Annotated in this window: 21 protein-coding genes and 1 riboswitch; of the genes, 12 read left to right on the plus strand and 9 right to left on the minus strand. The window is 69.4% G+C overall.

The features are described 5' to 3' along the window. Window positions 1–131: 131 nt before the first annotated feature. Complete coding sequence (locus OG876_RS36285) at window positions 132–1,400, minus strand: YihY/virulence factor BrkB family protein (RefSeq protein ID WP_328521225.1); 1,269 nt, start codon at window positions 1,398–1,400, stop codon at window positions 132–134. Between the two features lie 18 nt (window positions 1,401–1,418). Here OG876_RS36285 and OG876_RS36290 point away from each other — a divergent pair, with 18 nt between their 5' ends. After that, complete coding sequence (locus OG876_RS36290; RefSeq protein ID WP_328521226.1) at window positions 1,419–3,044, plus strand: acyl-CoA dehydrogenase family protein; 1,626 nt, start codon at window positions 1,419–1,421, stop codon at window positions 3,042–3,044. On the opposite strand, the gene OG876_RS36295 is transcribed toward OG876_RS36290, so the two are convergent. After that, window positions 3,025–4,299: a HAMP domain-containing sensor histidine kinase gene (locus OG876_RS36295; RefSeq protein ID WP_328521227.1), complete on the minus strand. Its 1,275-nt coding sequence runs from the start codon at window positions 4,297–4,299 to the stop codon at window positions 3,025–3,027. The two genes, OG876_RS36290 and OG876_RS36295, sit on opposite strands and share 20 nt — an antisense overlap. After that, a complete protein-coding gene (locus OG876_RS36300) occupies window positions 4,296–4,946 on the minus strand; it encodes a response regulator transcription factor (protein ID WP_328521228.1) in 651 nt (216 codons plus the stop codon). Before OG876_RS36300 ends, OG876_RS36295 begins: the two co-directional genes overlap by 4 nt. Window positions 4,947–5,070: 124 nt before the next feature. Here OG876_RS36300 and OG876_RS36305 point away from each other — a divergent pair, with 124 nt between their 5' ends. The 5 genes from OG876_RS36305 to OG876_RS36325 all read left to right on the plus strand — a co-directional run bounded on the left by OG876_RS36305 (window position 5,071) and on the right by OG876_RS36325 (window position 10,219). Beyond that, window positions 5,071–5,655, plus strand: coding sequence for a hypothetical protein (locus OG876_RS36305; RefSeq protein ID WP_328521229.1), 585 nt, complete (start codon window positions 5,071–5,073; stop codon window positions 5,653–5,655). Continuing rightward, on the plus strand, window positions 5,652–6,737 hold the full coding sequence (locus tag OG876_RS36310; protein WP_328521230.1) for a peptidoglycan-binding protein: 1,086 nt from the start codon (window positions 5,652–5,654) through the stop codon (window positions 6,735–6,737). Before OG876_RS36305 ends, OG876_RS36310 begins: the two co-directional genes overlap by 4 nt. Then, window positions 6,734–7,450 carry an ABC transporter ATP-binding protein gene (locus OG876_RS36315; RefSeq protein WP_328521231.1) on the plus strand — a complete coding sequence of 239 codons (717 nt, stop codon included), beginning with the start codon at window positions 6,734–6,736 and terminating at the stop codon, window positions 7,448–7,450. The genes OG876_RS36310 and OG876_RS36315 overlap by 4 nt, the downstream gene beginning before the upstream one ends. Further along, complete coding sequence (locus OG876_RS36320; protein WP_328521232.1) at window positions 7,422–8,618, plus strand: ABC transporter permease; 1,197 nt, start codon at window positions 7,422–7,424, stop codon at window positions 8,616–8,618. The genes OG876_RS36315 and OG876_RS36320 overlap by 29 nt, the downstream gene beginning before the upstream one ends. Before the next feature lie 42 nt (window positions 8,619–8,660). Continuing rightward, window positions 8,661–8,742: riboswitch (ZMP/ZTP riboswitch) on the plus strand. Window positions 8,743–8,770: 28 nt separating this feature from the next. Then, window positions 8,771–10,219, plus strand: a complete 1,449-nt coding sequence (locus tag OG876_RS36325) for a glycine hydroxymethyltransferase (protein WP_328521233.1) — start codon at window positions 8,771–8,773, stop codon at window positions 10,217–10,219. A 60-nt stretch (window positions 10,220–10,279) separates the two neighbouring features. Here the strand turns inward: OG876_RS36325 and OG876_RS36330 are convergent, their stop codons facing one another. Then, a complete protein-coding gene (locus OG876_RS36330) occupies window positions 10,280–11,836 on the minus strand; it encodes a DHA2 family efflux MFS transporter permease subunit (RefSeq protein WP_328521234.1) in 1,557 nt (518 codons plus the stop codon). A gap of 62 nt (window positions 11,837–11,898) precedes the next feature. On the opposite strand from OG876_RS36330, the gene OG876_RS36335 reads away from it, so the two are divergent. After that, a complete protein-coding gene (locus OG876_RS36335) occupies window positions 11,899–12,369 on the plus strand; it encodes a GbsR/MarR family transcriptional regulator (RefSeq protein WP_328521235.1) in 471 nt (156 codons plus the stop codon). Window positions 12,370–12,375: 6 nt separating this feature from the next. Here OG876_RS36335 and OG876_RS36340 read toward each other — a convergent pair whose 3' ends face one another. The 4 genes from OG876_RS36340 to OG876_RS36355 form a co-directional block, all read right to left on the minus strand. Next, window positions 12,376–13,545 (minus strand): amidase, encoded by a 1,170-nt coding sequence (locus OG876_RS36340; protein WP_328521236.1) that lies wholly within the window; start codon window positions 13,543–13,545, stop codon window positions 12,376–12,378. 80 nt (window positions 13,546–13,625) lie between these two features. Then, window positions 13,626–15,470 (minus strand): glycoside hydrolase family 9 protein, encoded by a 1,845-nt coding sequence (locus tag OG876_RS36345; protein ID WP_328521237.1) that lies wholly within the window; start codon window positions 15,468–15,470, stop codon window positions 13,626–13,628. An 82-nt stretch (window positions 15,471–15,552) separates the two neighbouring features. Next, on the minus strand, window positions 15,553–16,767 hold the full coding sequence (locus OG876_RS36350) for an MFS transporter (protein WP_328521238.1): 1,215 nt from the start codon (window positions 16,765–16,767) through the stop codon (window positions 15,553–15,555). After that, window positions 16,764–17,330, minus strand: a complete 567-nt coding sequence (locus OG876_RS36355; protein WP_328521239.1) for a helix-turn-helix domain-containing protein — start codon at window positions 17,328–17,330, stop codon at window positions 16,764–16,766. Before OG876_RS36355 ends, OG876_RS36350 begins: the two co-directional genes overlap by 4 nt. A gap of 411 nt (window positions 17,331–17,741) precedes the next feature. On the opposite strand from OG876_RS36355, the gene OG876_RS36360 reads away from it, so the two are divergent. From OG876_RS36360 to OG876_RS36380, 5 genes are all read left to right on the plus strand, one after another. Continuing rightward, a complete protein-coding gene (locus OG876_RS36360) occupies window positions 17,742–19,436 on the plus strand; it encodes a nitrite/sulfite reductase (protein ID WP_328521240.1) in 1,695 nt (564 codons plus the stop codon). 142 nt (window positions 19,437–19,578) lie between these two features. Next, a complete protein-coding gene (locus OG876_RS36365) occupies window positions 19,579–20,265 on the plus strand; it encodes a phosphoadenylyl-sulfate reductase (RefSeq protein WP_328521241.1) in 687 nt (228 codons plus the stop codon). Beyond that, the gene (gene cysD, locus OG876_RS36370) at window positions 20,262–21,176 is read left to right on the plus strand and encodes a sulfate adenylyltransferase subunit CysD (RefSeq protein WP_328521242.1); all 915 of its coding nucleotides are present in this window, start codon (window positions 20,262–20,264) and stop codon (window positions 21,174–21,176) included. The genes OG876_RS36365 and cysD overlap by 4 nt, the downstream gene beginning before the upstream one ends. Then, complete coding sequence (locus tag OG876_RS36375; protein WP_328521243.1) at window positions 21,176–22,462, plus strand: sulfate adenylyltransferase subunit 1; 1,287 nt, start codon at window positions 21,176–21,178, stop codon at window positions 22,460–22,462. Before cysD ends, OG876_RS36375 begins: the two co-directional genes overlap by 1 nt. Beyond that, the gene (locus tag OG876_RS36380; RefSeq protein WP_328521244.1) at window positions 22,459–23,253 is read left to right on the plus strand and encodes a sirohydrochlorin chelatase; all 795 of its coding nucleotides are present in this window, start codon (window positions 22,459–22,461) and stop codon (window positions 23,251–23,253) included. The genes OG876_RS36375 and OG876_RS36380 overlap by 4 nt, the downstream gene beginning before the upstream one ends. Here the strand turns inward: OG876_RS36380 and solA are convergent. Continuing rightward, a complete protein-coding gene (gene solA, locus OG876_RS36385; RefSeq protein ID WP_328521245.1) occupies window positions 23,250–24,374 on the minus strand; it encodes an N-methyl-L-tryptophan oxidase in 1,125 nt (374 codons plus the stop codon). The two genes, OG876_RS36380 and solA, sit on opposite strands and share 4 nt — an antisense overlap. Window positions 24,375–24,396: the final 22 nt, after the last annotated feature.

The raw sequence follows: 24,396 nt of genomic DNA on the forward strand, positions 1-24,396 counted from the left end.
TCCGGCCGCGAGATCAGCTCAGCGGACGGACGGTGTGGGAGACATCGGCCCGGTGGGCCCGATGGAAGCTCATGGCGGTGCCTCCCTTCCAGTCCTGCGGTCCTGATCGAGGACCGCTTGTCGCGATGCCGTCAGCGTAGGTCGTCGCCCTCACCTTGCGCACCGGATTTTCCGACCGAGGCAGGTTTGCGATCCGCCTCGTCCGCTGGCTCCTCGTCCGCACCAGGCACAGCCGGCGCGTCAGAAGCGGCGGGGGCAGTAGAAGCGGCCGGCGCGGCAGGAACGACGGGCGCGTCAGAAGCGGCGGGCGCCTCGACGACGCGCGGCCGATGCTCACCGAGCCCCTCGACCTTCCGCGCGATGGCGGTCTCCGGCCGCTCCTCCACCGTCAGCGGGGTCACCGGGTGCTCGTGGTGGTGCCGCTCCGGCTCCGCCTTCATCACCGGCTCGACCTCGTCCTCCTCGGCCTCCTTCTGCTGGGCGAGCTCCACCACTCGCGCCTTGTGCGGCCACAGGCGGTCGACGACGGCATTCAGCGCCGCACCGATCAGTACGGCGATCGCAGTCATGTACAGCCACATCAGTACGGCGATCGGCGCCGCCAGCGGACCGTAGATCGACGTACCGCCGACCGTGCTCTGCAGGATCCACCGCAGCACGAAGCTGCCCAGGATCCAGATCGACAGCGCCAGGAACGACCCCGGCAGGTCCGACACCCACGGCGTCCGCAGCGGCACCGACAGGTGGTAGAGGGTGTTCAAGAAGCCTGCGGACAGGATCGTCACGACGGGCCAGTACAGCTGGTTCAGGAAGTCCAGCCGGTGCGGCAGCAGCGCGTCGACCGCGTTCGGGCCGGCCAGCACCAATGGCAGGACGATCACACCGATGACGAGGGCGGCGCAGTACAGCGAGAACGACAGCGCCCGGGTCCGGACGATGCCGCGCCGGCCGCCCATCCCGTACATGATCGTGATCGTGTCGACGAACACGTTCAGCGCGCGGCTGCCAGACCACAGCGCCAGCACGAAACCGATCGAGATCACATCCGGCCGGCCGCCGTTCAGCACCTGGTTCAGGGTCGGCACGATCACGCTCTGCACCGACTCGTCGGTGAGCGCGCGGGCGGCGAGGGCGGCGATCTGCTGCTTGATGTCGGCGATCGTCTCGACTTCGAAGTACTTGCTCGCGATGTAGCCGAGACTTCCGGCCAGCCCGAAGATCAGCGGCGGCAGCGAGAGGATGGCGAAGAACGCCCCCTCGGCCGCGAGACCGGTGACCCGGTAGCGCAGACACACCCCGACGGTCTGGGTCAACAGCTTCCAGGTCGTCGCGGGGACTTTGCGGACCCATGCCAATGAGAGGGAGCTCCCACCACGGGGTCCTGCCCCTGAACGTGCCATACCGCTTACCGTACTGACATGGCGGACCCATTTGCTGTAACGAACCAGGCTCCCCCACTGCAGGGGGTGAACTTCTTCACCGACGACACCCCGCTCGGTGACGCTCTGCGTCCGTACGCCGATCTCGCCGGCGACCCCGGTCTGCGCCGGATCGGCGCGGTCGCGGGCTCCGAGGAGGCGCTCGCGCAGGCCCTCCCGGCCAACCAGCACCCGCCGGTCCTGCGCACCCACGACCGCTACGGGAACCGGATCGACGAGGTCGAGTTCCACCCGTCCTGGCACTGGCTGATGGAGCGCGCGGTCGGGTTCGGGCTGCAGGCCGCGCCGTGGACGAGCGACCGTCCGGCGCCCCATCTGACCCGGGCCGCCGGCTTCTACGTCTGGTCCCAGGTCGAGCCGGGTCACGGCTGCCCGATCTCGATGACGTACGCCGCGGTCCCGGCGCTCAGGGCGGACGAGCGGCTCGCGAAGGAGTGGATCCCGCAACTCGCGGCCACGTCGTACGACGTGCGCCGGTTGCCCGCGGCCGAGAAGACCGGCGTACTCGCGGGGATGGGGATGACCGAGAAGCAGGGCGGCTCGGACGTCCGGGCCAACCTCACCACCGCGACGCCGACCGGGCCGGACGGTGAATATCAGCTGAACGGTCACAAGTGGTTCTGCTCGGCGCCACAGGTCGACGTCTTCCTGGTACTCGCGCAGGCGCCGGACGGACTGAGTTGCTTCGTCGTGCCGCGGGTGCTTGCCGATGGCAACCGGAACGCGTTCGCGCTGCAACGCTTGAAGGACAAGCTCGGGAACCGGTCGAACGCGTCCAGCGAGGTCGAGTTCCACGGCACGATCGGCTACCGCCTCGGCGACGAGGGCGCCGGCGTCCGCACCATCATCGAAATGGTCGCCGCCACCCGCCTCGACTGTGTGCTCGGCTCTGCCGCTCTCCAACGCCGCGCGCTGGTGGAGGCGACGTGGCACGCGCAGCATCGGAGTGCCTTCGGCGGGTTGCTCGCCGACAAGCCTGCGATGCAGAACGTGCTGGCCGACCTGGCGTTGGAGAGTGAGGCGGCCACCGCACTGGGGATGCGACTCGCGGCGGCCATGGACGCGTCGCAAACGGGTGACCAGCAGGCTGCCGCGTTCCGGCGGATTGCCTTGCCGCTGGCGAAGTTCTGGGTGTGCAAGCGGACCCCGTTCATGGTGGCCGAGGCGCTCGAGTGTCTGGGTGGGAACGGCTTCGTCGAGGAGTCCGGCCTTCCTCTCCTGTACCGGGAGTCGCCGTTGAACTCGATCTGGGAAGGGTCCGGCAACGTCAACGCGCTGGACGTGCTCCGCGCGCTCAGGAGGCCGGAGTCACTCGAGGCCTGGTTGCTCGAGGTCGGCGCGGCACGCGGGGCCGATGCCCGGCTGGATGCCGCAGTGAACGACGTACTGCAAGCGCTTGCTGACATCGAGAACGCGGAAGCAGGCGCCCGCAGACTGGCCGCGCGAATGGCCCTGTGCCTGCAGGCGTCACTGCTGGTCCGGCACTCGACACCCGAGGTCGCGGACGCCTTCGTCGCCTCACGGTTGGCAAACGACTGGGGCGGCGTCTTCGGCACCCTCCCGCGGACCACACCTTTCGGGGCGGTCATCGACCGGATTCTGTAGGCAGGTCGACCCGCACCTCCAGTCCGCCCGACGGCACCGCGACGAGGGTGAGGTTCCCGCCGTGTGCGCGGCAGACGGCGTCCGCGATCGCGAGACCGAGGCCCAGCCCGTTGTCCTCGGTCCTGGCCCGGCCGCTCAGCCGGTGGAACGGTCTGCGCAACCGGTCGAGGGCCTCCGGCGGAATGACTGCGCCTGAGTTCACGACCGACAGCGAGACGCCGCCGTGGGTCGCGGCTGTCGTCACACTGATGTGTCCGCCGTCGACGGTGTGGCGGATCGCGTTGTCGACGAGGTTGCCCGTCATACGATCAAGCAGGGCGGGATCACCGACCGTCCGGGCCTCCGCCAGTTGTACGTCGACGGTGAGCCCGCGCGCCCGGACAGCCGCGCGCTGCGCGTCGAGAGCGTCCTCGGCGAGGATGGCCAGGTCGACCTGCTCGCGGGCCCGGTCGAGCTGCTCGCTGCGGGTCAGCGCGAGCAGGCTGTCGACCAGCCGCTCCACGCGCGTCAGGGCGGCACGGACGTCGTGAGCCATCGCTTCGAGCTGCTCTGGAGTCCTGTCCGGCTTCGCGAGTACGACGTCGACCGAGGTGGCGGCCACCGCGATCGGTGTGCGCAACTCGTGCGATGCGTCGGCGACGAACCTGCGTTGCGCCTCGAACGCGTGCTCCAAGCGTTCCATCATCGCGTCGAAGGTGTTGGCGAGCTCGGTGATCTCGTCCTTCGGCCCGGTCAGCGCCAGCCGCTCGGACAACCGCTCCGCCGACGTACGGCGCGCCGCCGCGGTGATCGTCCGTACCGGCCGCAACGACCGGCCGGCCAGGTACCACGCGAGCAAACCGGCGAGCGGAACCATGACGGCCGCTCCGATCGCCGACTTGCCGACGATCTGGCTGACCGCATCGGTCTTGGTGGCGGCGGCGAATTCGCTGTTGGCCGCGACGAGCTTCTGCTTGAGATCCGACGACTGTTTCTGCTCCGCCGTCGTCGGCTTGCCGCTGGGCGGAGTCGTCGATCCGGAGGCTGGTTTCGGGTTCTTGTTCGCCTGGTTGAGGATCTCGCCGATCTGGTTCTGGAGTTCGGCCGCCGCGGGTGCGGAGGCGGCGGTCGCGGCCGCGATGCTCCGGTTGGCCAGTGACGTGCTCAACGCGACGAGCAGGGCGCCGCCGACCACGAACACGACCGCCAGGATCAGTGTGAGCCGGGCCCGCAGCGTCAACCGTGCAGGCGACAACCACGCCAACGCGGCGCTCATATCCGGTACCCCGTGCCGACAACGGTCTCGATCAGCGATGGGGTGCCGAGTTTGCGGCGCAGCCTCCCGAGCGTCACCGCGACCACGTTGCTGAATGGGTCGAGGTTCTCGTCCCACACCTGGTCGAGCAGTTCCTCGGCACTGACCACCCCACCATCGGCGAGTACCAACGCTTCGAGCACACCGAACTCCTTCCGTGTCAGCAGGACGGGTTCACCGGCCCGGCGTACTGTGCGGCGGCCGAGATCGACCTCCAGATCCTCCCGGGTGACGACCGGCGCCAGGGACGGCGAGCGCCGGCTCAGGGCGCGGACGCGGGCGACCAGCTCGGCGAACGCGAACGGCTTCCCCAGATAGTCGTCGGCACCGAGTCCCAGCCCGGCGACCCGGTCGTCGACCTCCGACGCCGCGGTCAGCATCAGGATGCGGCTCCGCGGCCGGCTGTCGACCAGCGTCCGGCACACCTCGTCCCCGGGTACGCCGGGCAGATCCCGGTCCAGGACCACCACGTCGTACGTGGTCACGGCGACCTCGTCGAGGGCGTCCGTGCCGTCGAGCGCGACGTCGACGGCGAAGCCCGCGTCGCGCAGACCATCGGCGAGGTTCCGCGCCAGCACGGCCTCGTCCTCGACCACCAGCAATCTCACGTCGGCACCTCCGGTCGCAGTGTCGCCGCCACGGGGTGACATCGGGATAACGCGCGACTGTTAGCGCGATGTCACGGCCATCCGCGTACTCCTGGTCCCAATCATCGTCGCAAGGAGTGCTCTTATGACCCTCAGACGTCACCTCGGATCGGCGTGCGCGGCGATCGGGATCGCCGCAATCCTGCTGACCGGATGCGCGAAGAAGACCGACCTCCGGGACATCGGCAGCACCGCCGACACCTCGGCGGACCGCATCGCCAAACTGCACACCGCCGCCCAGTGCATCCGCTCGCACGGCATCCCGAACTTCAGCGATCCCGTGCTCGGTGCGACGGGCCAGGTCTTCACCGACCAACGCCCGCTCCAGGATGCGCCGCGGGACGCACTCGACAAGGCCAGGTCCGACTGCGCCGAGCAACTGCGCGCGGCGACCTGGAACCCCGACACCCAACCTCCGGCGCCCGCCGCACTGGTTGCCGCCGGCGTCAAGGGGGCGCGCTGCCTGCGTCAGAACGGCCTACCGAACGTGAAGGACCCGACTGCTCAATCCCCTTACACTCCGGGCCACGGCTTCGGGATGACCGCTGACGAGCTTCCGCCAGGAGCCGACAAGCGGAGCCCGGTTGTGCAGCATGCGCTCCAGGCCTGCCGTTCGATACTCGACGCGGAGATCGAGGCCTCCAACCTGACCAAGCTGGCCGGCCAGTGAGCACCTCGCGCCGAACGGTCCTGGTCGGAGTCGGCCTCTCGGTCGTCGCCGGCGGCGCCGGCGGCTGGCTCTCCCAGCGGACGCCACTCCACGCCGAGCAAGCCGCGGAGGCCGCCACGCAATCCACACCGCTCGCAACAGCTCGGGTGATCCGCACCGATCTGCGGACCAGCAGGCAGTACTACGGGACGATCGGCTACGGAACCGCGGTCGACCTCGTCGCCACGACCTCCGGCCAGGCATTCACCTGCCTTCCGGCGCCGGGCGCCGTGCTCCAGGCCGACGACACCTTGTACGAGGCCGACGGTCGCGTCGTACCTATCCTGGCTGGTGCCCGTCCGATGTGGCGATCGCTCCACCGGGGCCTCGGCGGTCCGGATGTCCGGCAGCTCAACACCGCGCTCGCCCGGCTCGGCTATCACCCGGCCGACGGGTCGCTCTACACCTGGCGCACGGAAACCGCGGTACGTCGATGGCAGCGCGCGCACCACTTCCCGCGGACGGGATCGATCGACCGTGGCCAACTGGTGTTCGCCACGGTGCCGTTGCGGGTGAACGCCGTACAGGCGAGGCTCGGGCAGCCGGTCCAGCCGGGCGCACCGTTGCTATCGGCAACGTCACCGGCGCTGGTCGTCGAGGTCCCCGTGCCGGTTGACCAGGCCTATCTCGTGCACCGCGGCGCGGCTGTGACCGTCACGCTGCCCGATGCGGTGACCACGACGCCCGGCACGGTCGTGGATGTGGCCCGAGTGGCGACGCTGCCGGAGACCGATTCGCCGGACAATCGCAACGGCAGTCCGCAGACCGCCGTGGTCAACGCGACGATTCGGCTCCAGCGGCCCGCGCTCGCGTCGGCGTACAGCTCAGCGCCGGTCCAGGTCGAAGTCACGCTCAGCGAGGTGAAGGGGGCGCTGGCCGTACCGGTCACTGCGTTGCTCGCTCGCCCCGGCGGGGGCTTCGCCGTAACCGTCGTCGGCCGCGGCGACGTCCCGGTGCAGACCGGGCTGTCGACCGACACGCTGGTCCAGGTGACCGGCACCGGCATCATCGCCGGCGCCCGAGTTCTGGTGGCCGCCTCATGACGCCCGTGCTGGAGCTCGTCGGCGTCACCAAGACGTACGCCGGCAGCCCCGAGACGACCGCGCTGCGCGACCTCACGCTCCGGGTCGATCCCGGCGAACTGGTCGCGGTCGTCGGACCGTCGGGATCCGGCAAGAGCACGCTGCTGCAGATCGCCGGCACACTCGAGCGGCCGACCACCGGCGCGGTCCGCATCGCGGGCTCGGACACCCGCCGGCTGTCGGACGCGTCACTGGCCGGATTCCGCGCGCGCCATCTCGGCTTCGTGTTCCAGCAGTTCTTCCTGCTCCCGCATCGCGACGTACTCGCGAACATCGCCCAGGCGCTCCTCTATCGCTCGATGACCGCGCGCAGCCGCCGCGCCGCGGCCATGGAGGCCTGTGAACGCGTCGGTCTCGGCCACCGCCGGCACCATCTGCCTGGTCAACTGTCCGGAGGCGAGTGCCAACGGGTCGCGATCGCTCGTGCCCTGGTCGGGTCGCCGGCTCTCATCCTCGCCGACGAACCGACCGGCAATCTCGACAGCGTGACCGGAGGCCAGATCCTCGCCCTGCTCCGGGAACTCAACTCCGCCGGCACGACGCTTGTCGTCATCACTCACGACCGCGACGTCGCCGCGGCGGCGGAGCGCCGGATCGAACTCCGCGACGGCGTCCTCCGGCACGACACCGGCCGGGGGGTGACTAATGGCTCGCCCGCTCGACCTGCTCGGTGAGGCCATCCGCGGCCTGCGGGCCCGGCCGCTGCGCAGCGCCCTGTGTGCGGGCGGTATCGCCCTCGGCATGGCAGCCATGGTTGCGGTGGTAGCAATCCCGGCGACCACTCGGCAAGCCCTCCTCGACGAGCTTGGGCAGGACGGCAACCTGCTGACGGTCAGCTCGGGCAACACCATCGACAACCAACCCGCGCCTCTGCCCGCTGAGTCGCCGGCGATGGTGCGGCGAATCGACGGCGTGCTGCAGCTCTCGGCAACCGCCTACCAGTCCGGCTGGACAGCCCGGCGATCCGGGCTCATACCGGTCGCGGACACCAACGGGCTCGCGGTGATCGCGGTCGACGCGGACCTCACCACCACACTCGACCTACGAGTCACGCATGGCCGCTTCCTCGACGCAGCCACGAGCCGCTATCCGGCCGTCGTACTCGGTTCCGGTGCTGCCCGCGCACTCGGGATCGACACCACCGGACCGGACCGCTTGGTGACACTCGGTACGGCGGACGGCCGTCGTACCGTCGTTGCGAGCGTACTCGGCATCCTCGCCGACGCATCGCTCGCGCCCGAGCTCGACAGTGCGGTGCTGATCGGTACCAAGGCCGCCGATGCCCGGCTTGGTGCTCACCGCGGCCCGAGCCGGATCTACGTTCGGGCCGACCCGGATTCCGTCGGTCCGGTCCACTCGCTGCTCGCAGCGACCACCTCTCCCAACGACCCCGGCGCTGTCGTGGTCGGCCGTCCGTCCGATCTCCTGGTGGCTCGCCTCACCGCACAGAGTGCCCTCAACAATCTTGCGCTGGGACTGGGGGCGGTGGCTCTGCTGGTCGGCGGCGTCGGCGTCGCGAACGCGATGGTGGTGTCGGTGCTCGAGCGGCGATCGGAGATCGGCCTGCGCCGGGCGCTCGGTGCCCGCCGGGGTTTCGTGGGCAGCCTGATTCTGATCGAATCCACTCTGCTCTGTGTTGCCGGCGCGGTGGCCGGAGGCCTTGCCGGACTGGTGGTGACCTGGGTGTCCGCGGTGAACCAGGCGGCCGCCGTACAGGTTCCGCTCCTGCCGGTGGGGCTCGGGTTGGCGGGTTCCGTCGTGGTCGGACTGGTCGCCGGTTCGTACCCGGCTCTGCGTGCGGCCCACCTGGCTCCGGCGGCCGCTCTGCGGATCGCTGGGTGATCCCCGGCACCTCGCTGACCTGGGCGCCCGCGCGCGATAGGGTGAGTGGGTCGCGACTGGCGCGCTGAGGTGGAGAACCACCGGGGAGCGAAGAACGGCGGCACCGTGCGCCTGGGTGCCTTCGACCCACTGCAACCGCAGGAGAGACAACGATGACTCAACCCTTCGATGCCGCCGCCGCTTCGGCCGCGTACCGCAACGCGCTCGAGGTGATCGGCGCGGTGGAACCGACCATCGCCGGCGCGATCAGGGCCGAGCTGGCCGACCAGCGCTCGTCGCTGAAGCTGATCGCGAGCGAGAACTACGCCTCCCCCGCCACTCTGCTCACGATGGGCAACTGGCTCTCGGACAAGTACGCCGAGGGCACCATCGGGCACCGCTTCTACGCCGGCTGCCAGAACGTCGACACCGTCGAGCAGGCCGCGGCCGACCATGCCATGGCCCTGTTCGACGCACCGCACGCCTACGTCCAGCCGCACTCCGGCATCGACGCGAACCTGGTCGCCTTCTGGGCGATCCTGGCCCAGCGGATCGAGTCCCCGGCGCTGGCCGAGGCGGGCGCCAAGCATGTCAACGACCTGTCCGACGAGGACTGGACGAAGCTCCGCAAGGCGCTCGGCGACCAGAAGATGCTCGGCATGTCGCTCGATGCCGGAGGTCACCTGACCCACGGCTTCCGGCCGAACATCTCCGGCAAGATGTTCAACCAGCACTCCTACGGCACCGACCCGGAGACCGGGTTGCTCGACTACGACGAGGTCGCCCGGAAGGCCCGCGAGTTCAAGCCGCTGATCCTGATCGCCGGCTACTCGGCGTACCCGCGGAAGGTGAACTTCGCGAAGATGCGCGAGATTGCCGACGAGGTCGGCGCGACGCTGATGGTCGACATGGCCCACTTCGCCGGCCTGGTCGCGGGCAAGGTGTTCACCGGCGACTTCGACCCGATCCCGCACGCACACGTCACCACGACCACCACGCACAAGTCGCTGCGCGGCCCGCGCGGCGGCATGGTGCTGTGCCAGCCGGAGTACGCCGACTCGGTCGACCGCGGTTGCCCGATGGTGCTGGGCGGACCGCTCAGCCAGACGATGGCTGCGAAGGCGGTCGCGCTCGCCGAAGCCCGGCAGCCGTCGTTCCAGGAGTACGCGCAGGCGGTCGCCGACAACGCGGTCACGCTGGCCGAGGGCCTGATGAAGCGTGGCGTGAAGCTCGTGACGGACGGGACCGAGAACCACCTCGTGCTGCTCGACGTCTCGTCGTACGGCATCACCGGCCGGCAGGCCGAGTCCGCGCTGCTCGACGCCGGCATCGTGACCAACCGGAACGCCGTCCCGCGCGACCCGAACGGCGCCTGGTACACCTCGGGTGTCCGGATCGGCACGCCGGCGCTGACCACCCGCGGCTTCGGCGGCGACGAGTTCGACCGGGTCGCCGAGCTCATCGTCGACGTCCTCTCCGCCACCACGCCGACTACGACGTCGGCCGGCGCCCCGTCCAAGGCGAAGTACGTGCTCGCCGACGGCGTCGCGGACAAGACCAAGGCCGCCTCGTCCGAACTGCTCGACAAGCACCCGCTGTACCCGGGCCTCGAGCTCAGCTGACACACCCAGCGGCGCCCGCTCTCCCGTCCGGGGAGCGGGCGGCCGAGGGGCGCCAGCGAGTCAGGCGTTCTGCTTCTCGACGCCCATCAGGGCTTCCCGCGACGGCTTGGCGGCCCGCTTCGGCATCAGAGCCGCCGCCAGGACGGCGCCCGCGACCGCGATTCCCGCCGACACCCACATGGTGGTGTTGAGACTGGTCATGAACGCGTCCCGAACATTGCTCAGCAGGTCGGCGGAGCCCGACTTCGTCGCAACGGCGAGCCCGCCACCAAGCCCCTTCTCGACCGCACCCGCAGCCTGGGCGGGCAGTCCGGTTGCGTCGACATTGCTGCGGTAGACCGAGTTCAGCACCGTGCCCAGGACCGCGATGCCGACCGTGCCGCCAACCTGACGGAATGCCTGCAGCAGCCCGGATCCGGTCCCGGCCCGTTCCGGATCGAGCACGCCCAACGCCGCGTTCATTGCCTGCGGCATCGAACATCCGAGACCGAAACCGACCACCACGAACCAGATCGCGGTGTACCCGTACCCGATGCCGAGCTCCGTGAAGGCCCCGAGCATGAACCCGAGGGCCATCACCACGAACCCGGCCATCACCACCAGCCGGGTCCCGGCCTTCGCCTCCACCGGCTCGGCCAGCTTCGCGCCGAGCGTCATCCCGGCGATGAACGGCAACAACTTGAGCCCGGTGTGCAGCGCGTCCGATCCGTTGATGCCCTGGAAGTACTGCGGCATCGTGAACAGCAACCCGAAGATCGCGAACACCGACACCGTGAGCAGCACCGCGCCGCCAGTGAACGTCTTCTCGTGGAACAACCGCAGTTCGATCAACGGCCGCGTGGTCCGCCGCTGCCAGAGCAGGAACGCGGCGATCAGTACGACGGCCAATCCCAGGAACAGCACGGTGACACCATCGGTCCACGACGTCTCGCCGGCCTTGGTCACGCCGTACACCAGGGACGCCAGACCGGCGCTGGAGAGCACGATGCCGAGCCAGTCGATGGCCGGCCGCCGCGAACTGCGGCTCTCGGGGACGAGCAGCGTGACCGCGAGCGCCGCGATCAACGCGATCGGGACGTTCATCAAGAAGATCCACTGCCAGCCGGCGTGGTCGAGCAGCAGTCCGCCGACGATCGGGCCGAGCGGCATACCGATGCTGTTGGCAACGACGAAGAACCCGATCGCCTTCTTCCGGTCCTCCTCGGTGCGGAAGAGGACGGTGATCAGCGACAGCGCCACCGGAACGATCATCGCCGCCCCGACACCGAGGAACGCCCGCGAGGCGATCAGGCCCTCGGCCGAGTCGGCCAGGCCGCAAGCGAGCGAGGCGGCGCCGAACAGGGTGAGCGCGATCGCGATGATCCTGCGCCGCCCGTACCGGTCGCCGAGGAGACCGGCCGGCAGCAGGAGGGCCGCGAGGACGAGGTTGTAGCTGTTCGCCATCCACTGCAACTGGCTGGTGGAGGCGTCGAGGTCGGACGCCAGCGTCGGCAGTGCGACGTTGAGCACGGTTGTGTCCAGGCCGAGGACCAGGACGGCGAGGCACAGCGCGATGAGTACTCCGAAGCGGCGGGCGCCGGTGAGCGTCGGCCCTTCGGCAACGGAGGTCGAAGTCATGGGTTCAAATTATCAGAAGTTTGTGATAGTTCCGATACATCAAATTACTGTAAGCTTCAACCATGGCGCAGGAACCGAGCCCGGAAGAGATCAGCCAGTTCGTCGAGCGCTTCGCCGGCGTGCTGGCCAACAGCGGCGTCCCGACGATGTCGGCCCGGGTGATGGGCCGGATGCTGGTCAGCCCGACCGGCACGATGACCGCCGCCGAGCTGGCCGAGTCGCTCAAGATCAGCCAGCCCGCCGTCTCCGGCGCGGTCCGCCAACTGCTCCAGGTGTCGTTCATCTCCCGCGAGCGGCTGCCCGGGTCGCGCAAGGACCACTACCGGATCCGCGAGGACGTCTTCGCCGCGATCCTCGAACGCCGCAACGACGCCCTCGGCGAATGGGAGTCCAGCAGCCGCGCCGGCGCCAACCTCTTCGGCCCCGACTCCCCCGTCGGCCACCGCCTCACCGAGGCCGCCGACTTCTTCGCCTTCATCAAGACCGACCTCGACCAGCTGATCAAGAACTGGCGCGCCGAGCACCCACGCTGAGACCCGTCAGCGGATCGGTGGTGGCGGCAGGACAACCTGCATCCGCCGCGCCACCGCGAGCGCGACGTCGTCCGACCCATGCGGCGCCACAACCTGAACACCCACAGGCAATCCGCCCGCCAGACCGGCAGGGACGCTGACCGCGGGGTGCCCGGTCACGTTGAAGGCCCAGCACGGGTCGCCGGTGACGATGCTGGACTCGTGCTGATCGTAGCCGTGGGCAACAGTCAGCGTCGTCGGGGTGATCAGGGCATCCACTTCGGCGAAGAGATCGGCGAGCGCGGTGTTGTTGTGATCGCGCACCTCGCGAGCCCGATTCGCCACGGCTGCTTCCGCACCGCGGCCGGCATCCAGCCCCGACAGCACAGGCCACGCCTCATCAGTCGGGAGAAGCTCGAGCGGTACGTCGACCACGGTGACGCCGGCGTCATTCAGCCGCTCGCGGATCACGTGGTCGACCGTGGGATCAGCCGGATGACGTCCGAGGGTCGAGCGGTACGCAATCCGCCACGAGCGATCCTGAACGGTCGGGACTGGCCACGCCGGCAGCGCGGTGGGGTCCAGGCGGTGTGGACCGCTGGCGATGCTGGTCGCCAGGATCACATCGTCGAGATCGGCACCGATGAAGCCGGCGGTGGTGAGGCCGCCGAGCGCGCGGCCTACCGCACGTGGGATGCGGCCATACGTGCCTTTGAAGCCGACCACCCCGCAGAACGCGGCCGGGATGCGCAGTGAACCACCGGAGTCTCCACCAGTTGCCAGCGGTACGACGCCGGCCGCGACCGCCGCCGCACCACCAGCGGTCGAGCCACCCGGCGATCGCGACAAGTCCCACGGGTTGCGGGTGTAGTCGCGCCCGTTCCACCCGAAGGTCTGCGACACCGCGCCAGGCCGGGCGCGCGTCGCCGTACCGATCGGGATCCCGCCGGCCGCCACGATCCGGCTGATGATCGGCGAGTGGTCCGGCGTCCTTGCCTTGATGAAGAACGGGACACCCGCGAACGGACCGGTGGGCTCGAGTCGTTCGGCTGCTGCGCGGGCGCCAACGATGTCCAACTCGTCGACGAAATGGAGCAGCGGGTCGAGGCGCAGTGCAGCCTCGAGCGCCTGGTCGATCACCTCGAGTGCAGTCCGCTCGCCGGATCGCACCTGAGCGGCGATGGACACCGCGGTCACGCAGCCCCAGCGACGCGGGGCGCGAGGGTGAGCTCGCGCACGTTCTCCCAGTCGAGCTGAAGCACCGGGTGAGTTTAGCGTCAGCGGGTCAGTGCGTAGACGGCGATGGCGGCGAAGTCGTCGGCCGGCTCGGAAGCCTGCCAGGACCGAACGTCGTCGACGTAGCGCGAGCCGTGGCCGGTGAACACGGCGTACTGGTCGGAACCGTCCGCCGGGCACGGGTTCATGCCGTCCAGGTAGTCGCCCAGCCCTTCCTCGAACTGGTCCGCCGAGTTCGGTCCGTTCACAACCGCGCCGGTGAGTACGTTCCCGGTGATGTTCGCGATCTGGTGATGCGGGCAACGCTCGGCGTTCTGCCCGACGCCGACCATGAACGACACGCCCCACGCGTTCGCGCCGAAGTTCCAGTCGAGTTGCTGTTGACCGAAGTCGTCGTACCGCCGGTCGCCCGTCACCTTCCGGTACAGCCGCGCGGTCGCGGCCAGGCCGAAGGCATGCGGTACGGCGTCGAAGTTGTCGTACTGCGCTCCCGCCCGGAACGGATCCGCCGACGCACGGTCCAGGCCGATCTGCAACTGCGCCCGTAGGTCACCCACGAGCGTCCTCACCAGCTGGTGGTCGCCGCGAGCCGCCCGGATCAGATCCGCATGTGCCAACGCACTCACGTCGTACAGGTTGAGCGTGTCCCCGCCGGCCTCATGCGCGATGTACTGCGAAGCCCAGTAGCCGGCCTCCTTCAGCCAAGCCCCCGCGCGGCGATCGCCAAGCCGCTTCGCCGCGAGCGCGAGTTCCGTGGCGCCCAGCTCGAGATCGTCACGCCAGGCCGTCTCCGGATAGAAGGCGAAAGGCAACGAAGTGACGAGCTGGCCGACGTTCTTGGTCTGCGCCTGCGCGTAGATCTGGGCAGCCGTCTCGAGATGACGCCGGGCGGTCGCGGGGTTGGTCTCGACCTGCGCCGCCAGCGCGAAGGCGGCCGCTGTCCGGCCCGCCAGGTTCGGGCTGATCGGCTTGCCGGGCGCCGCGGCCCGGAACACCGGACGGTTGCGCAGGAAGCGCTCCGACGGGTCAGTCAGGTGGTCGTCGACCTCCGGCAACCGCCAGACATCGTGGTCGCCGACGAACGTCTCCTCGACGTTCCCGGCGCCGACACCGACCTGGATGTAGAGGGTCTTCGTCCGCTCGTCCCACATCTTATCCAGCCAGTCGAGCCCGTGCCGGGCCTCGGCCAGCACCTCGCGATCCGGCCGGCGTGCGTCCCGGGCCGATGCCCAGAGCAACGATTCCGAGTACGCCGCGATGTGCGTGAACTTGAGGTAGTCCCCCGCGTCGTACCAACCGCCCTCGACATTCACCGGACCACCGATCCGATGCAGCTCGCCGACGGTCTGATCGCTGTCCGGATCGACGAACACGGGCGTGTCGTAGACCAGCGCGGCCGGGTCCGTGAGGTGCGCGGGCTGCCGTCCGAGCGGCCCGGGTACGACGTTCGCCCCGTCCCGCTGCTCGGTGAAGAACGTGACCGCCTTGTCCTTGGCGCCGGTCAGCAACCGGTCCGCGTTGGCCCGGATCTGGAAGGCGCCCGACGCCACCCCGGACACCTGGATCCGGTAACTCCCCGGCACCTTCAGCGCGGACAGATCGAGTTGGTAGACATGCTGGTACGTCGCGTTCCACTCCCCCACGTCAGCGCCGACCCGGCCGCTCAGCACCCGTCGCCCGTACCGGTCGACGACCTGATAGCGAGCGCCCGTCGCGGCGGCCCGCGTCATCACGTACGCCGCCTTGCCGTCGAAGGCGCCGTACCCGAGCTGGTTCACCCGGACCACGCCATCCTGAGCGGCAACCGCAGTACTCGCTGTGCTCACCGGTCCCACCACCAGACCAACAGCCACCATCATCGAACCGACCCGACGCAAGGACCTCACGATTGACTCCTCCCACCAATCGTTAGGAAACTTTCCTATTGTTGGTCGGAAGGTAGCGCACGCCGCCACCGGAGTACAGACTTCAGCCCTTCAGGCGCGAGGCCGACCACACCATCAGTCCCGCGAACGCGGTCCCCAGCAGCGCACAGGCCACGGCGACGTCGGTCAGCGAGATCAGCGCGCCGAAACCGGTCATGGCGATGGGCATCAGGCCCTCGTCGGACAGGCTGACGATGCTCGAGGTCCGACCGAGGAACGCCGGTTCGATGGTCTGCTGGAAGGCGCCGGACAGGAAGGCCGAGGCGAGTCCGGCAGTGAATCCGATCATCGCCATCGCGACGAACACGCCGGCCCGCGGCACCAGCCCGATCATCACGCATCCGGCCGCCTGCAGGATGAGCAGCAGCAGTCCGGCACGGGCCGGCAACCGCGGCTTCCAGCGCAGGGCAACCACCACACCGACCGCGGCACTGATCCCGGAGCACGCCTGGAACCACCCGAGCGCCGCCGAGCCCCAGCCGTCCAGATGGACACGCTGAACCAGGCCGACGGCCAGCACCGGCCCGACACAGAGGTTGAGTCCGAAGAACGCGATGACCAAGGTCCAGGCGATCCGATCGCGCCGGAGGTAGCCGAAGCCCGCGGACAGGTCCCGCCGGATCGAGTGACGACTGGGCGCCGGCCGTGGGAACCGCGGCCGGACGACGAACGCCAGCGCCACGGCGATGACCCCGAACGAGATCGCGTCGGCGACCATCACCATGGCCAGGCCTCCCTGCGCGACCAGCAGTCCGCCGAGCGGCGCACCGACGAACACCGCGAGTCGGTTGGCCAATTGGCGAGTCGCTGCCAACCGGACCAGGTCGTCGGAGCGGACCATCCGGCGCGGCAGCGTGCCCGACGCGGGGTTGTAGAGCGCGTCCACGGCGCCGAAGAGGATCGCGACCGTCAGCAGCAGGGCCATCGAAACCCCGGCCGCCGCGAGGACGAGAGCGGCGGCGACGAGGACGACGATCCGGCCGAGGTTGGCGGCGATCATCGTGCGCCGGGCGTCGAGCCGATCGGCGAGCGCGCCGCCGAACAGCAGGATCAGGGCCCTCGGCAGCGCACCGATGCCCATCACCAGACCGGCACCGGCGGGCGAGGCGACTTGTGCCGCGCTCCACGCGAGGCCGACGTACCAGGCGACGTCGCCGGCCTCCGAGACCGCTCCCGACAGGATCCAGGCGTGCACCCGGCGATCCCGGCCCAGCGGCGGGATGCCGGTCGTGTCCGCGACCGCCGCGGGGCTGGTCATGGCCGGGCCGGCACGCCGTGCGCGAACACGTACACCGGCAGCGCGGACGAGTCGTCCGACGGATCCTCGTAGTACTCCTGGATCAGGTCCCGGATCCGATCCGAGAGCTCGGTCAGCCGCTCCGGCGTCAGCATCAGCCAGCTGTCGGTCGCGAACGCCGCCCGCACCCACTCCTCGCCGTACTCGTGCCGGGCCTCGAACCACTGCCGGACCTTGTCCGCGTGGTACGTGACATTCCTCTCCTCGGAAACGGTTGCAATCAGCTCACCGGCCGGTTCGCCGCCCGCGTCGGCGACCGACCAGGTCCACGACGACCGGGCGCTGCGCCACCAACGCTCGCGGCGATCCTTGGCCAGCTCCGGCGCCTCCTCGATCACTCCGGCGACCGCCAGCACCTTCAGGTGATGACTGATGTTGCCGACCAGTTCGCCGGTGCGTTCGGCCAGTTGTGAGGCGGTCGCGGGGCCCTCGACGCCGAGCAGGTCGATCAGCCGCCGGCGCAGCGGATGGTGGATGGCGGCGATCACCGAGGGGTCGGCCGGGCGCCGGTTCGCGGGGGTCATGCGGGCCAGAGTAGATTGCACAAGAGGTCTTGTACAATAACTCTTGCGGAACAGATTCCGAGCGCGCGGCAATCTCCACCAGACTTGTAGAGATAGCCGTATCGTGAGATCCGGTCTCACGATGCAGGATTGACAGTTGCAATGTCCGGCTCTGGGACTGACGCTTGTGAGCATGCTCGCTGCCCGCTCCACTCACCTCGTAGGTCGGATTCATGTCGACCTCGGGCGGATGCGCAGCGCCATCTGTTGTCCTTCGATGTTCTGACAGCCACCCCGCCGGGCCCGACGACGGCCCCTGATCACCCCCGATCACCGCTGGGTGCGCACCGCGCGGAACGCATCGAATCGACGACGCTTCGATCCCGCCGCCCTCGGTGAGCACCTGTCACGAGGACAAGGACACCCCTCCGGATGACTGGCGTCACGTCTCCTCCTGCTGCTCCCCGTAAGCCCGCCCGCCCGCGCAAGGGCAAAGGCGAGGGCCAGTGGGCGCTCGGCTATCGCGAGCCGTTGAACAAGAACGAAGAGAACAAGAAGAACGACGACGGCCTGAACGTCCGGGCCCGGATCGAGAACGTCTACGCGCACCGCGGCTTCGACTCGATCGATCCCGCCGACCTGCGCGGCCGGTTCCGCTGGTGGGGCCTCTACACCCAGCGCAAGCCCGGCATCGACGGCGGCAAGACCGCGACGCTGGAGCCGGAGGAGCTGGACGACAAGTACTTCATGCTCCGGGTCCGGGTCGAGGGCGGCCAGCTCAGCACCGAGCAGCTGCGGGTGATCGCGGAGATCTCCACCGAGTACGCGCGCGACACCGCCGACATCACCGACCGGCAGAACATCCAGCTGCACTGGATCCGGATCGAGGACGTGCCGGCGATCTGGCAGAAGCTGGAGGCCGTCGGGCTCTACACCACCGAGGCCTGCGGCGACGTACCGCGCGTCGTGATCGCCAGCCCGGTCGCGGGGATCGCGGCCGACGAGATCATCGACCCGACCCCGGCGATCGACGACATCGTCGAGAAGTACATCGGCTCGACCGAGTTCTCCAACCTGCCGCGGAAGTTCAAGACCGCGCTCACCGGTCACCCGTCGCACGACGTCGTACCGGAAGTGAACGACATCGCCTTCGTCGGCGTGGTGCACCCCGAGCACGGGCCTGGCTTCGACCTGTGGGTCGGCGGCGGCCTGTCGACGAACCCGATGCTCGCGCAGCGGCTCGGCGCATGGATCCCGTTGGAAGAGGTGCACGAGGCCTGGTGGGGTGTCACCAGCATCTTCCGCGACTACGGCTACCGGCGGCTGCGGACCCGGGCCCGGCTGAAGTTCCTGGTCGCGGACTGGGGCGTCGAAAAGTTCCGGGAAGTTCTCGAAACGAAGTACCTCAAGCGGAAGCTGATCGACGGGCCCGCGCCCGAGGTGCCCGCCGTCCAGGGTGATCACGTCGGCGTGCACAAGCAGAAGGACGGCAAGTACTACGTCGGCGTCGCGCCGGTCGTCGGCCGGGTGTCCGGCGCCAAGCTCGCGCAGGTCGCGGACGTGGTTGCGGCACACGGGTCGAACCGGATCCGGACGACCGCGCAGCAGAAGCTGCTCGTGCTCGATGTCGAGGAGGACCAGGTCGACTCGCTGATCGCCGGCCTCGACGCGCTCGGGTTCCAGGCGAACCCGTCGGCCTGGCGGCGGAACACGATGGCCTGCACCGGCATCGAGTTCTGCAAGCTGGCGATCGTCGAGACCAAGGCGAAGGCGGCCCAGCTGATCGACGAGCTGGAGGAGCGGATCCCGGAGCTCGACGTACCGATCACCGTGAACGTGAACGGCTGCCCGAACTCCTGCGCCCGGATCCAGGTCGCCGACATCGGCCTGAAGGGCCAGTTGGTGATGGATGCCGACGGCAAGCAGGTCCCGGGCTACCAGGTCCACCTCGGCGGCGGGCTCGGGCTGGACGCCGGCTTCGGCCGGAAGCTCCGCGGCCACAAGGTCACCGCGGACGGTCTGACCGACTACGTCGAGCGCGTCACCCAGAACTACCTGAAGGAGCGCAACGAGGGCGAGCGCTTCGCCGAGTGGGTCACCCGAGCTGATGAGGAGGCACTCCAGTGAGTGAGCGTGCGGCACCTCTCTACTGCCCCTACTGCGGGGACGAGGATCTTCGTCCTTCCGAGGAAGGCCATGGCGCGTGGGAGTGCCGGCCGTGTGCACGGGTGTTCCAGCTGAAGATGATCGGACTGCGGGTGACGGTGGAATGAGCACAGATCTGAAGACGCTCGCCGAAGAGGCGAACGAGCGACTAGCCGACGCCTCGGCGCAGGAACTGCTGGCGTGGGCGCGGGAGACCTTCGGTGACGAGCTGGTGGTGACCGCCTCGATGGCAGACGGGGCACTCCCCCACCTCGCGGCCGAGGCGGCCCCCGGCGTCGACGTCCTGTTCCTCGACACGGGTTACCACTTCGCCGAGACGATCGGCACCCGGGACGCGGTGGCGGCGACGCTGCCGATCAACCTGATCAACGCCCTGCCGAAGCAGACGGTCGAGGAGCAGAACGCCGAGTACGGCGAGAAGCTCTACGAGCGCGAGCCCGACAAGTGCTGCGCGCTGCGCAAGGTCGAGCCACTCAACCGGTACCTGTCCGGCTACAAGGCCTGGGTCACCGGCATCCGCCGCGAGGAGGCGCCGACCCGGGCGAACACCCCGGTCGTCGAGTACGACGCCAAGCGCGACATGGTCAAGCTCAACCCGATCGCCCCGTGGACCCAGGAAGACCTGGACACCTACATCGCGGACAACGGCGTACTGGTCAACCTGCTCCAGTACGACGGCTACCCGTCGATCGGCTGCGAGCCGTGCACCCAGCGCGTCGCCCCCGGCGAAGACCCGCGCAGCGGCCGCTGGGCCGGCCAGGGCAAGATCGAATGCGGGCTCCACACATGACGGCCATCGTGGAAAGCCCTGTCGTCACCGAGCTGGATGCTCTGGAGAGCGAGTCGATCTTTGTCTTCCGTGAGGTGGCGGCGGAGTTCGAGCGGCCGGTGATCCTGTTCTCCGGTGGCAAGGACTCGATCGTCATGTTGCACCTGGCCCGTAAGGCGTTCGCGCCGGCCGGGGTTCCGTTCGCGCTGCTGCACGTGGACACCGGGCACAACTTCCAGGAGGTTCTGGACTACCGCGACGCGACCGTGAACACGCTCGGCCTGCGGCTCGAGGTCGCCAGCGTCGAGGACTACATCGCCGACGGCCGGCTGCGGGAGCGGTCGGACGGGACGCGGAACCCACTGCAGACGGTTCCGTTGCTCGATGCCATCAACGGCCACCGGTTCGACGCCGTGTTCGGCGGCGGCCGGCGGGACGAGGAACGGGCCCGGGCGAAGGAGCGGATCTTCAGCCTGCGCGACGAGTTCGGTCAGTGGGACCCACGGAACCAGCGGCCGGAGCTGTGGTCGCTGTACAACGGCAAGCACCGGCCGGGCGAGCACGTGCGCGTCTTCCCGCTGTCCAACTGGACCGAGCTGGACGTGTGGAACTACATCGAGCGCGAAGGCATCGACCTGCCGAGCATCTACTACGCGCACGAGCGGGACGTGTTCGAGCGCGACGGCATGTTGCTTGCCGTCGGCCCCTACTCGCAGCCTCGCTCGGGTGAGGTGGTCGAGCGCCGGGTGGTTCGCTACCGGACCGTCGGCGACATGTCCTGCACCGGCGCGGTCGCGTCGACCGCGTCGTCCGCGGCCGAGGTGGTCGTCGAGGTGGCAGCCAGCGAGCTGACCGAGCGCGGTGCCACCCGGGCGGACGACCGCGTCAGCGAAGCCGCGATGGAAGACCGCAAGCGAGAGGGGTACTTCTGATGAGCACACTTCTCCGGCTTGCCACCGCGGGATCCGTCGACGACGGCAAATCCACGCTGGTCGGGCGACTGCTGCACGACTGCAAGGCGATCCTGGCCGACCAGATCGCCCACGTGAAGACGGTGTCGGAAGCCCGTGGTGGTGACTTCGACTTCGCCTTGCTCACCGACGGCCTGCGGGCCGAACGCGAGCAGGGCATCACGATCGACGTGGCCTACCGGTACTTCGCCACCGACAAGCGCTCGTTCATCCTGGCCGACTGCCCCGGGCACGTGCAGTACACCCGCAACACGGTCACCGGCGCCTCGACCGCGGATGTGGTGATCATCCTGGTCGACGCGCGGCACGGCGTCCTCGAGCAGACCCGGCGGCACCTGGCCGTGGCCGGTCTGCTCCGCGTGCCACACGTCGTACTCGCGGTGAACAAGGTCGACCTGGTCGGCTACGACGAGACCGTGTTCACCAAGATCGCGAAGGACGTCAACGAGGTCGCCGACCAGCTCGGGATCGCCGACGTCAAGGCCATCCCGGTCTCCGCACTCGTCGGCGACAACGTGGTCGAGCGGTCGACCGAGACGTCCTGGTACGACGGACCGACGCTGCTCGAGGTGCTCGAGAACGCGACCGGGCGGATCGACTCCTCCGACCAGCCGCTGCGGTTCCCGGTGCAGTACGTGATCCGGCCGCAGACCGGGGACGAGTACCGCGACTACCGCGGCTACACCGGAACCGTTGCCTCCGGCACCGTAACCGTCGGCGACCCGGTGATCGTGCTCCCGACCGGCCGCCGGACGTCGATCGCCGGCATCGACCGGCCCGTCGTCACGTCGACGAGCACCGCGGTGGTCGAGCGGCCGTCCGCGGTCGCCGGCGAGGCCGTCACCGTCCGGCTGACCGACGACATCGACGTCGCCCGCGGCTCGGTGATCGTCGCCGCCGAGGCCTCCCCCGGCACCCGCCGGGAACTGGCCGCCACCGTGTGCTGGCTGTCGGACCGCCCACTGACCGTGGGCGCCCGGCTGCTGATCAAGCACACCACGACCACTGCCCAGGCGATCGTCACCAAGATCACCGGGGCGCTGGACCTGGACACGCTCGGAGTCATCGACGCCACCGGGCTCGACCTGAACGACATCGGCAAGGTGCAACTCAAGATCGCCGCACCGCTGGCCGCCGACCCGTACTCCAGCAACACCATCACCGGATCGTTCCTGCTGATCGACGCCCACGACGGGTGGACGCTGGCAGCCGGCATGATCGACGACGAAGAAGGGGAACTGCTGTGACTGCTCCAGCGCTCGTGATCCTCGCCCACGGCAGCCGCGATCCGCGTTCGGCCGCCACCGTCCACGCCCTCGTCAAGTGCCTGCGTGACCTGCGTGACGACCTGCGGATCGAAGCCTCCTTCCTCGACCACTGCCCGCCCACGCCGTACCAGAAGCTCGGCAAGCTCGCCGCCGAGGGCGTGGAGGAAGTCGTCATCCTGCCGCTGCTGCTGTCGTCAGCGTTCCACGCCCGGGTCGACATCCCGGCCGTGGTCGACGAGGCACGCACCCGGTTCCCGGCGCTGCGGATCATCGCCTCCGACGTCCTAGGGTACGACGAGTCGCTGCTCGACGTACTGGATCGCCGGATGCGGGCCGAGCTCAAGGACGGCCGGGTGCGGGAGCTGGACGCGCTGGTGCTGGCGTGCGCCGGTTCGAGCGACTCGCAGGCGAACGCCAGCGTGACCCGGCTCGCGCGGCTGTGGGGTCAGCGGCACAAGCTGCCGGTGACCGCGGCCTTCACCTGCGCGGCGTCGCCGTCACCGGCCGAGGCCGTGCTGCAGTGGCGGCTCGAGGGCCGGCGTCACGTGGCCGTCGGATCACTCTTCCTGGCCCCCGGCGTCCTGCCGGACCGCGCCGAGTCAACCGCCCGCCGTGCCGGCGCCGTCGCCGTGTCGCGCCCGCTGGGTGTCAGTGCCGAGGTAGCCCGCCTGGTCCTCCTCCGCTACGGCGTAGCCGGCCTGGACCTGCTCACCCTCACCCCGGCCCCCCGCCCGGTCATCGCCCGCCCGGAGCTCGTCCGCACCGCCTAGAACCTCAACGGATCAACGAAGGAGACGTCGGTGTACGGCGTCTCCTTCGTCGTGATCTGAGCCAGCAGCTCACCCAGACCGGCGCAGTGCTTGAAGCCGTGGCCGCTGTCACCGCCGGCGATCACCACGCGTTCGTCGTACCGGCCGACCAGGAACTGGCCGTCGGGTGAGTCCGTCACCATGCACGGCATCAGCTTGACCGGCTCGGGATCGAGGTCCGGGAAGGCGTGGCCGATCGCCGCCGACAGCTCGGCGATGTCCTCGCGCGGGTGGATGTAGCGATCGAGTTCGTCCGGATCGACGTCGCGCTCGCGCTCGGCACCGTCGAGACCGACCTTCACCAGGAAGTCCTCGTCGGACCCGTGTCCCCACAGCCCGCGTCCGTCCGCGAACTCCCAGATGAACGACGGGAAGTTCCTCAGCTGAAAGGCGTCCGACGCCGGATCCCTCGGCTGGAACCAGAACAGCGGCGTACGCCGAGGTGACAGCGGCAGACCTGGAACCAGCTTGCTGAGCCAGGCGCCCGTGGCGACGACGACCTGATCCGCGGTGATGCTGATCGTCGGCGTCCGCACGGTCACCTCGTCGCGGCCGAGGTCGATCGCCGTCACCATCGTGTGCGGAAAGACCGTCGCACCCAGCCGTTGCGCCTCCGCGACGTGCGCGCGGACGGTCGGCTCGGCGTAGCAGATCCCCGCGCCGGGGTCCCAGACGGCAACGTCCTCGGCGGCCAGGTCGTACTGCGGGAATCGCTCGACCAGCTCGTCGTGGGTCAGGTCCGTGGTGGGCGCCCCCGCCTCGGCAGCCGCCTGCCGGGCACCCCTGACCGGACGGCTCTTCGGCCGACCGACGTTGAGGGACCCGGTCTGACGGACATAGACCTCGTCGGTCCCCTCCCCGAGCTGAGTCCAGAGCTCCAGCGACTTGCGAGCGATCGGCGTCAACCCGGGGTGTTCCATGCAAGCGACCCGGAACAGCCGTGTGGTCCCGTGCGACGAACCGAACGGATGCCCGATCCCTTGCCGCTCGATCCCGACGACGTTCACGCCGCGCGCTGCCAGCCGCCACAACGCCGCCGACCCGAACGCGCCCAGCCCCACCACCACGACATCCGCTCGCATTCCCCCACCCTGCCCCACTCCC

Source organism: Kribbella sp. NBC_00359 (assembly GCF_036097425.1).
Taxonomy (GTDB): Bacteria; Actinomycetota; Actinomycetes; order Propionibacteriales; family Kribbellaceae; genus Kribbella.

Bases quoted from the DNA above. Each gene is read 5' to 3' on its own strand.
- OG876_RS36315 (WP_328521231.1), top strand. From the start codon at position 6,734: ATGACGCCCGTGCTGGAGCTCGTCGGCGTCACCAAGACGTACGCCGGC.
- OG876_RS36305 (WP_328521229.1), top strand. From the start codon at position 5,071: ATGACCCTCAGACGTCACCTCGGATCGGCGTGCGCGGCGATCGGGATC.
- OG876_RS36375 (WP_328521243.1), top strand. From the start codon at position 21,176: ATGAGCACACTTCTCCGGCTTGCCACCGCGGGATCCGTCGACGACGGC.
- OG876_RS36295 (WP_328521227.1), bottom strand. From the start codon at position 4,299: ATGAGCGCCGCGTTGGCGTGGTTGTCGCCTGCACGGTTGACGCTGCGG.
- OG876_RS36355 (WP_328521239.1), bottom strand. From the start codon at position 17,330: ATGACCCCCGCGAACCGGCGCCCGGCCGACCCCTCGGTGATCGCCGCC.
- OG876_RS36360 (WP_328521240.1), top strand. From the start codon at position 17,742: ATGACTGGCGTCACGTCTCCTCCTGCTGCTCCCCGTAAGCCCGCCCGC.
- OG876_RS36335 (WP_328521235.1), top strand. From the start codon at position 11,899: ATGGCGCAGGAACCGAGCCCGGAAGAGATCAGCCAGTTCGTCGAGCGC.
- OG876_RS36325 (WP_328521233.1), top strand. From the start codon at position 8,771: ATGACTCAACCCTTCGATGCCGCCGCCGCTTCGGCCGCGTACCGCAAC.
- OG876_RS36330 (WP_328521234.1), bottom strand. From the start codon at position 11,836: ATGACTTCGACCTCCGTTGCCGAAGGGCCGACGCTCACCGGCGCCCGC.
- solA (WP_328521245.1), bottom strand. From the start codon at position 24,374: ATGCGAGCGGATGTCGTGGTGGTGGGGCTGGGCGCGTTCGGGTCGGCG.
- OG876_RS36350 (WP_328521238.1), bottom strand. From the start codon at position 16,767: ATGACCAGCCCCGCGGCGGTCGCGGACACGACCGGCATCCCGCCGCTG.
- cysD (WP_328521242.1), top strand. From the start codon at position 20,262: ATGACGGCCATCGTGGAAAGCCCTGTCGTCACCGAGCTGGATGCTCTG.
- OG876_RS36285 (WP_328521225.1), bottom strand. From the start codon at position 1,400: ATGGCACGTTCAGGGGCAGGACCCCGTGGTGGGAGCTCCCTCTCATTG.
- OG876_RS36320 (WP_328521232.1), top strand. From the start codon at position 7,422: ATGGCTCGCCCGCTCGACCTGCTCGGTGAGGCCATCCGCGGCCTGCGG.
- OG876_RS36290 (WP_328521226.1), top strand. From the start codon at position 1,419: ATGGCGGACCCATTTGCTGTAACGAACCAGGCTCCCCCACTGCAGGGG.
- OG876_RS36365 (WP_328521241.1), top strand. From the start codon at position 19,579: ATGAGCACAGATCTGAAGACGCTCGCCGAAGAGGCGAACGAGCGACTA.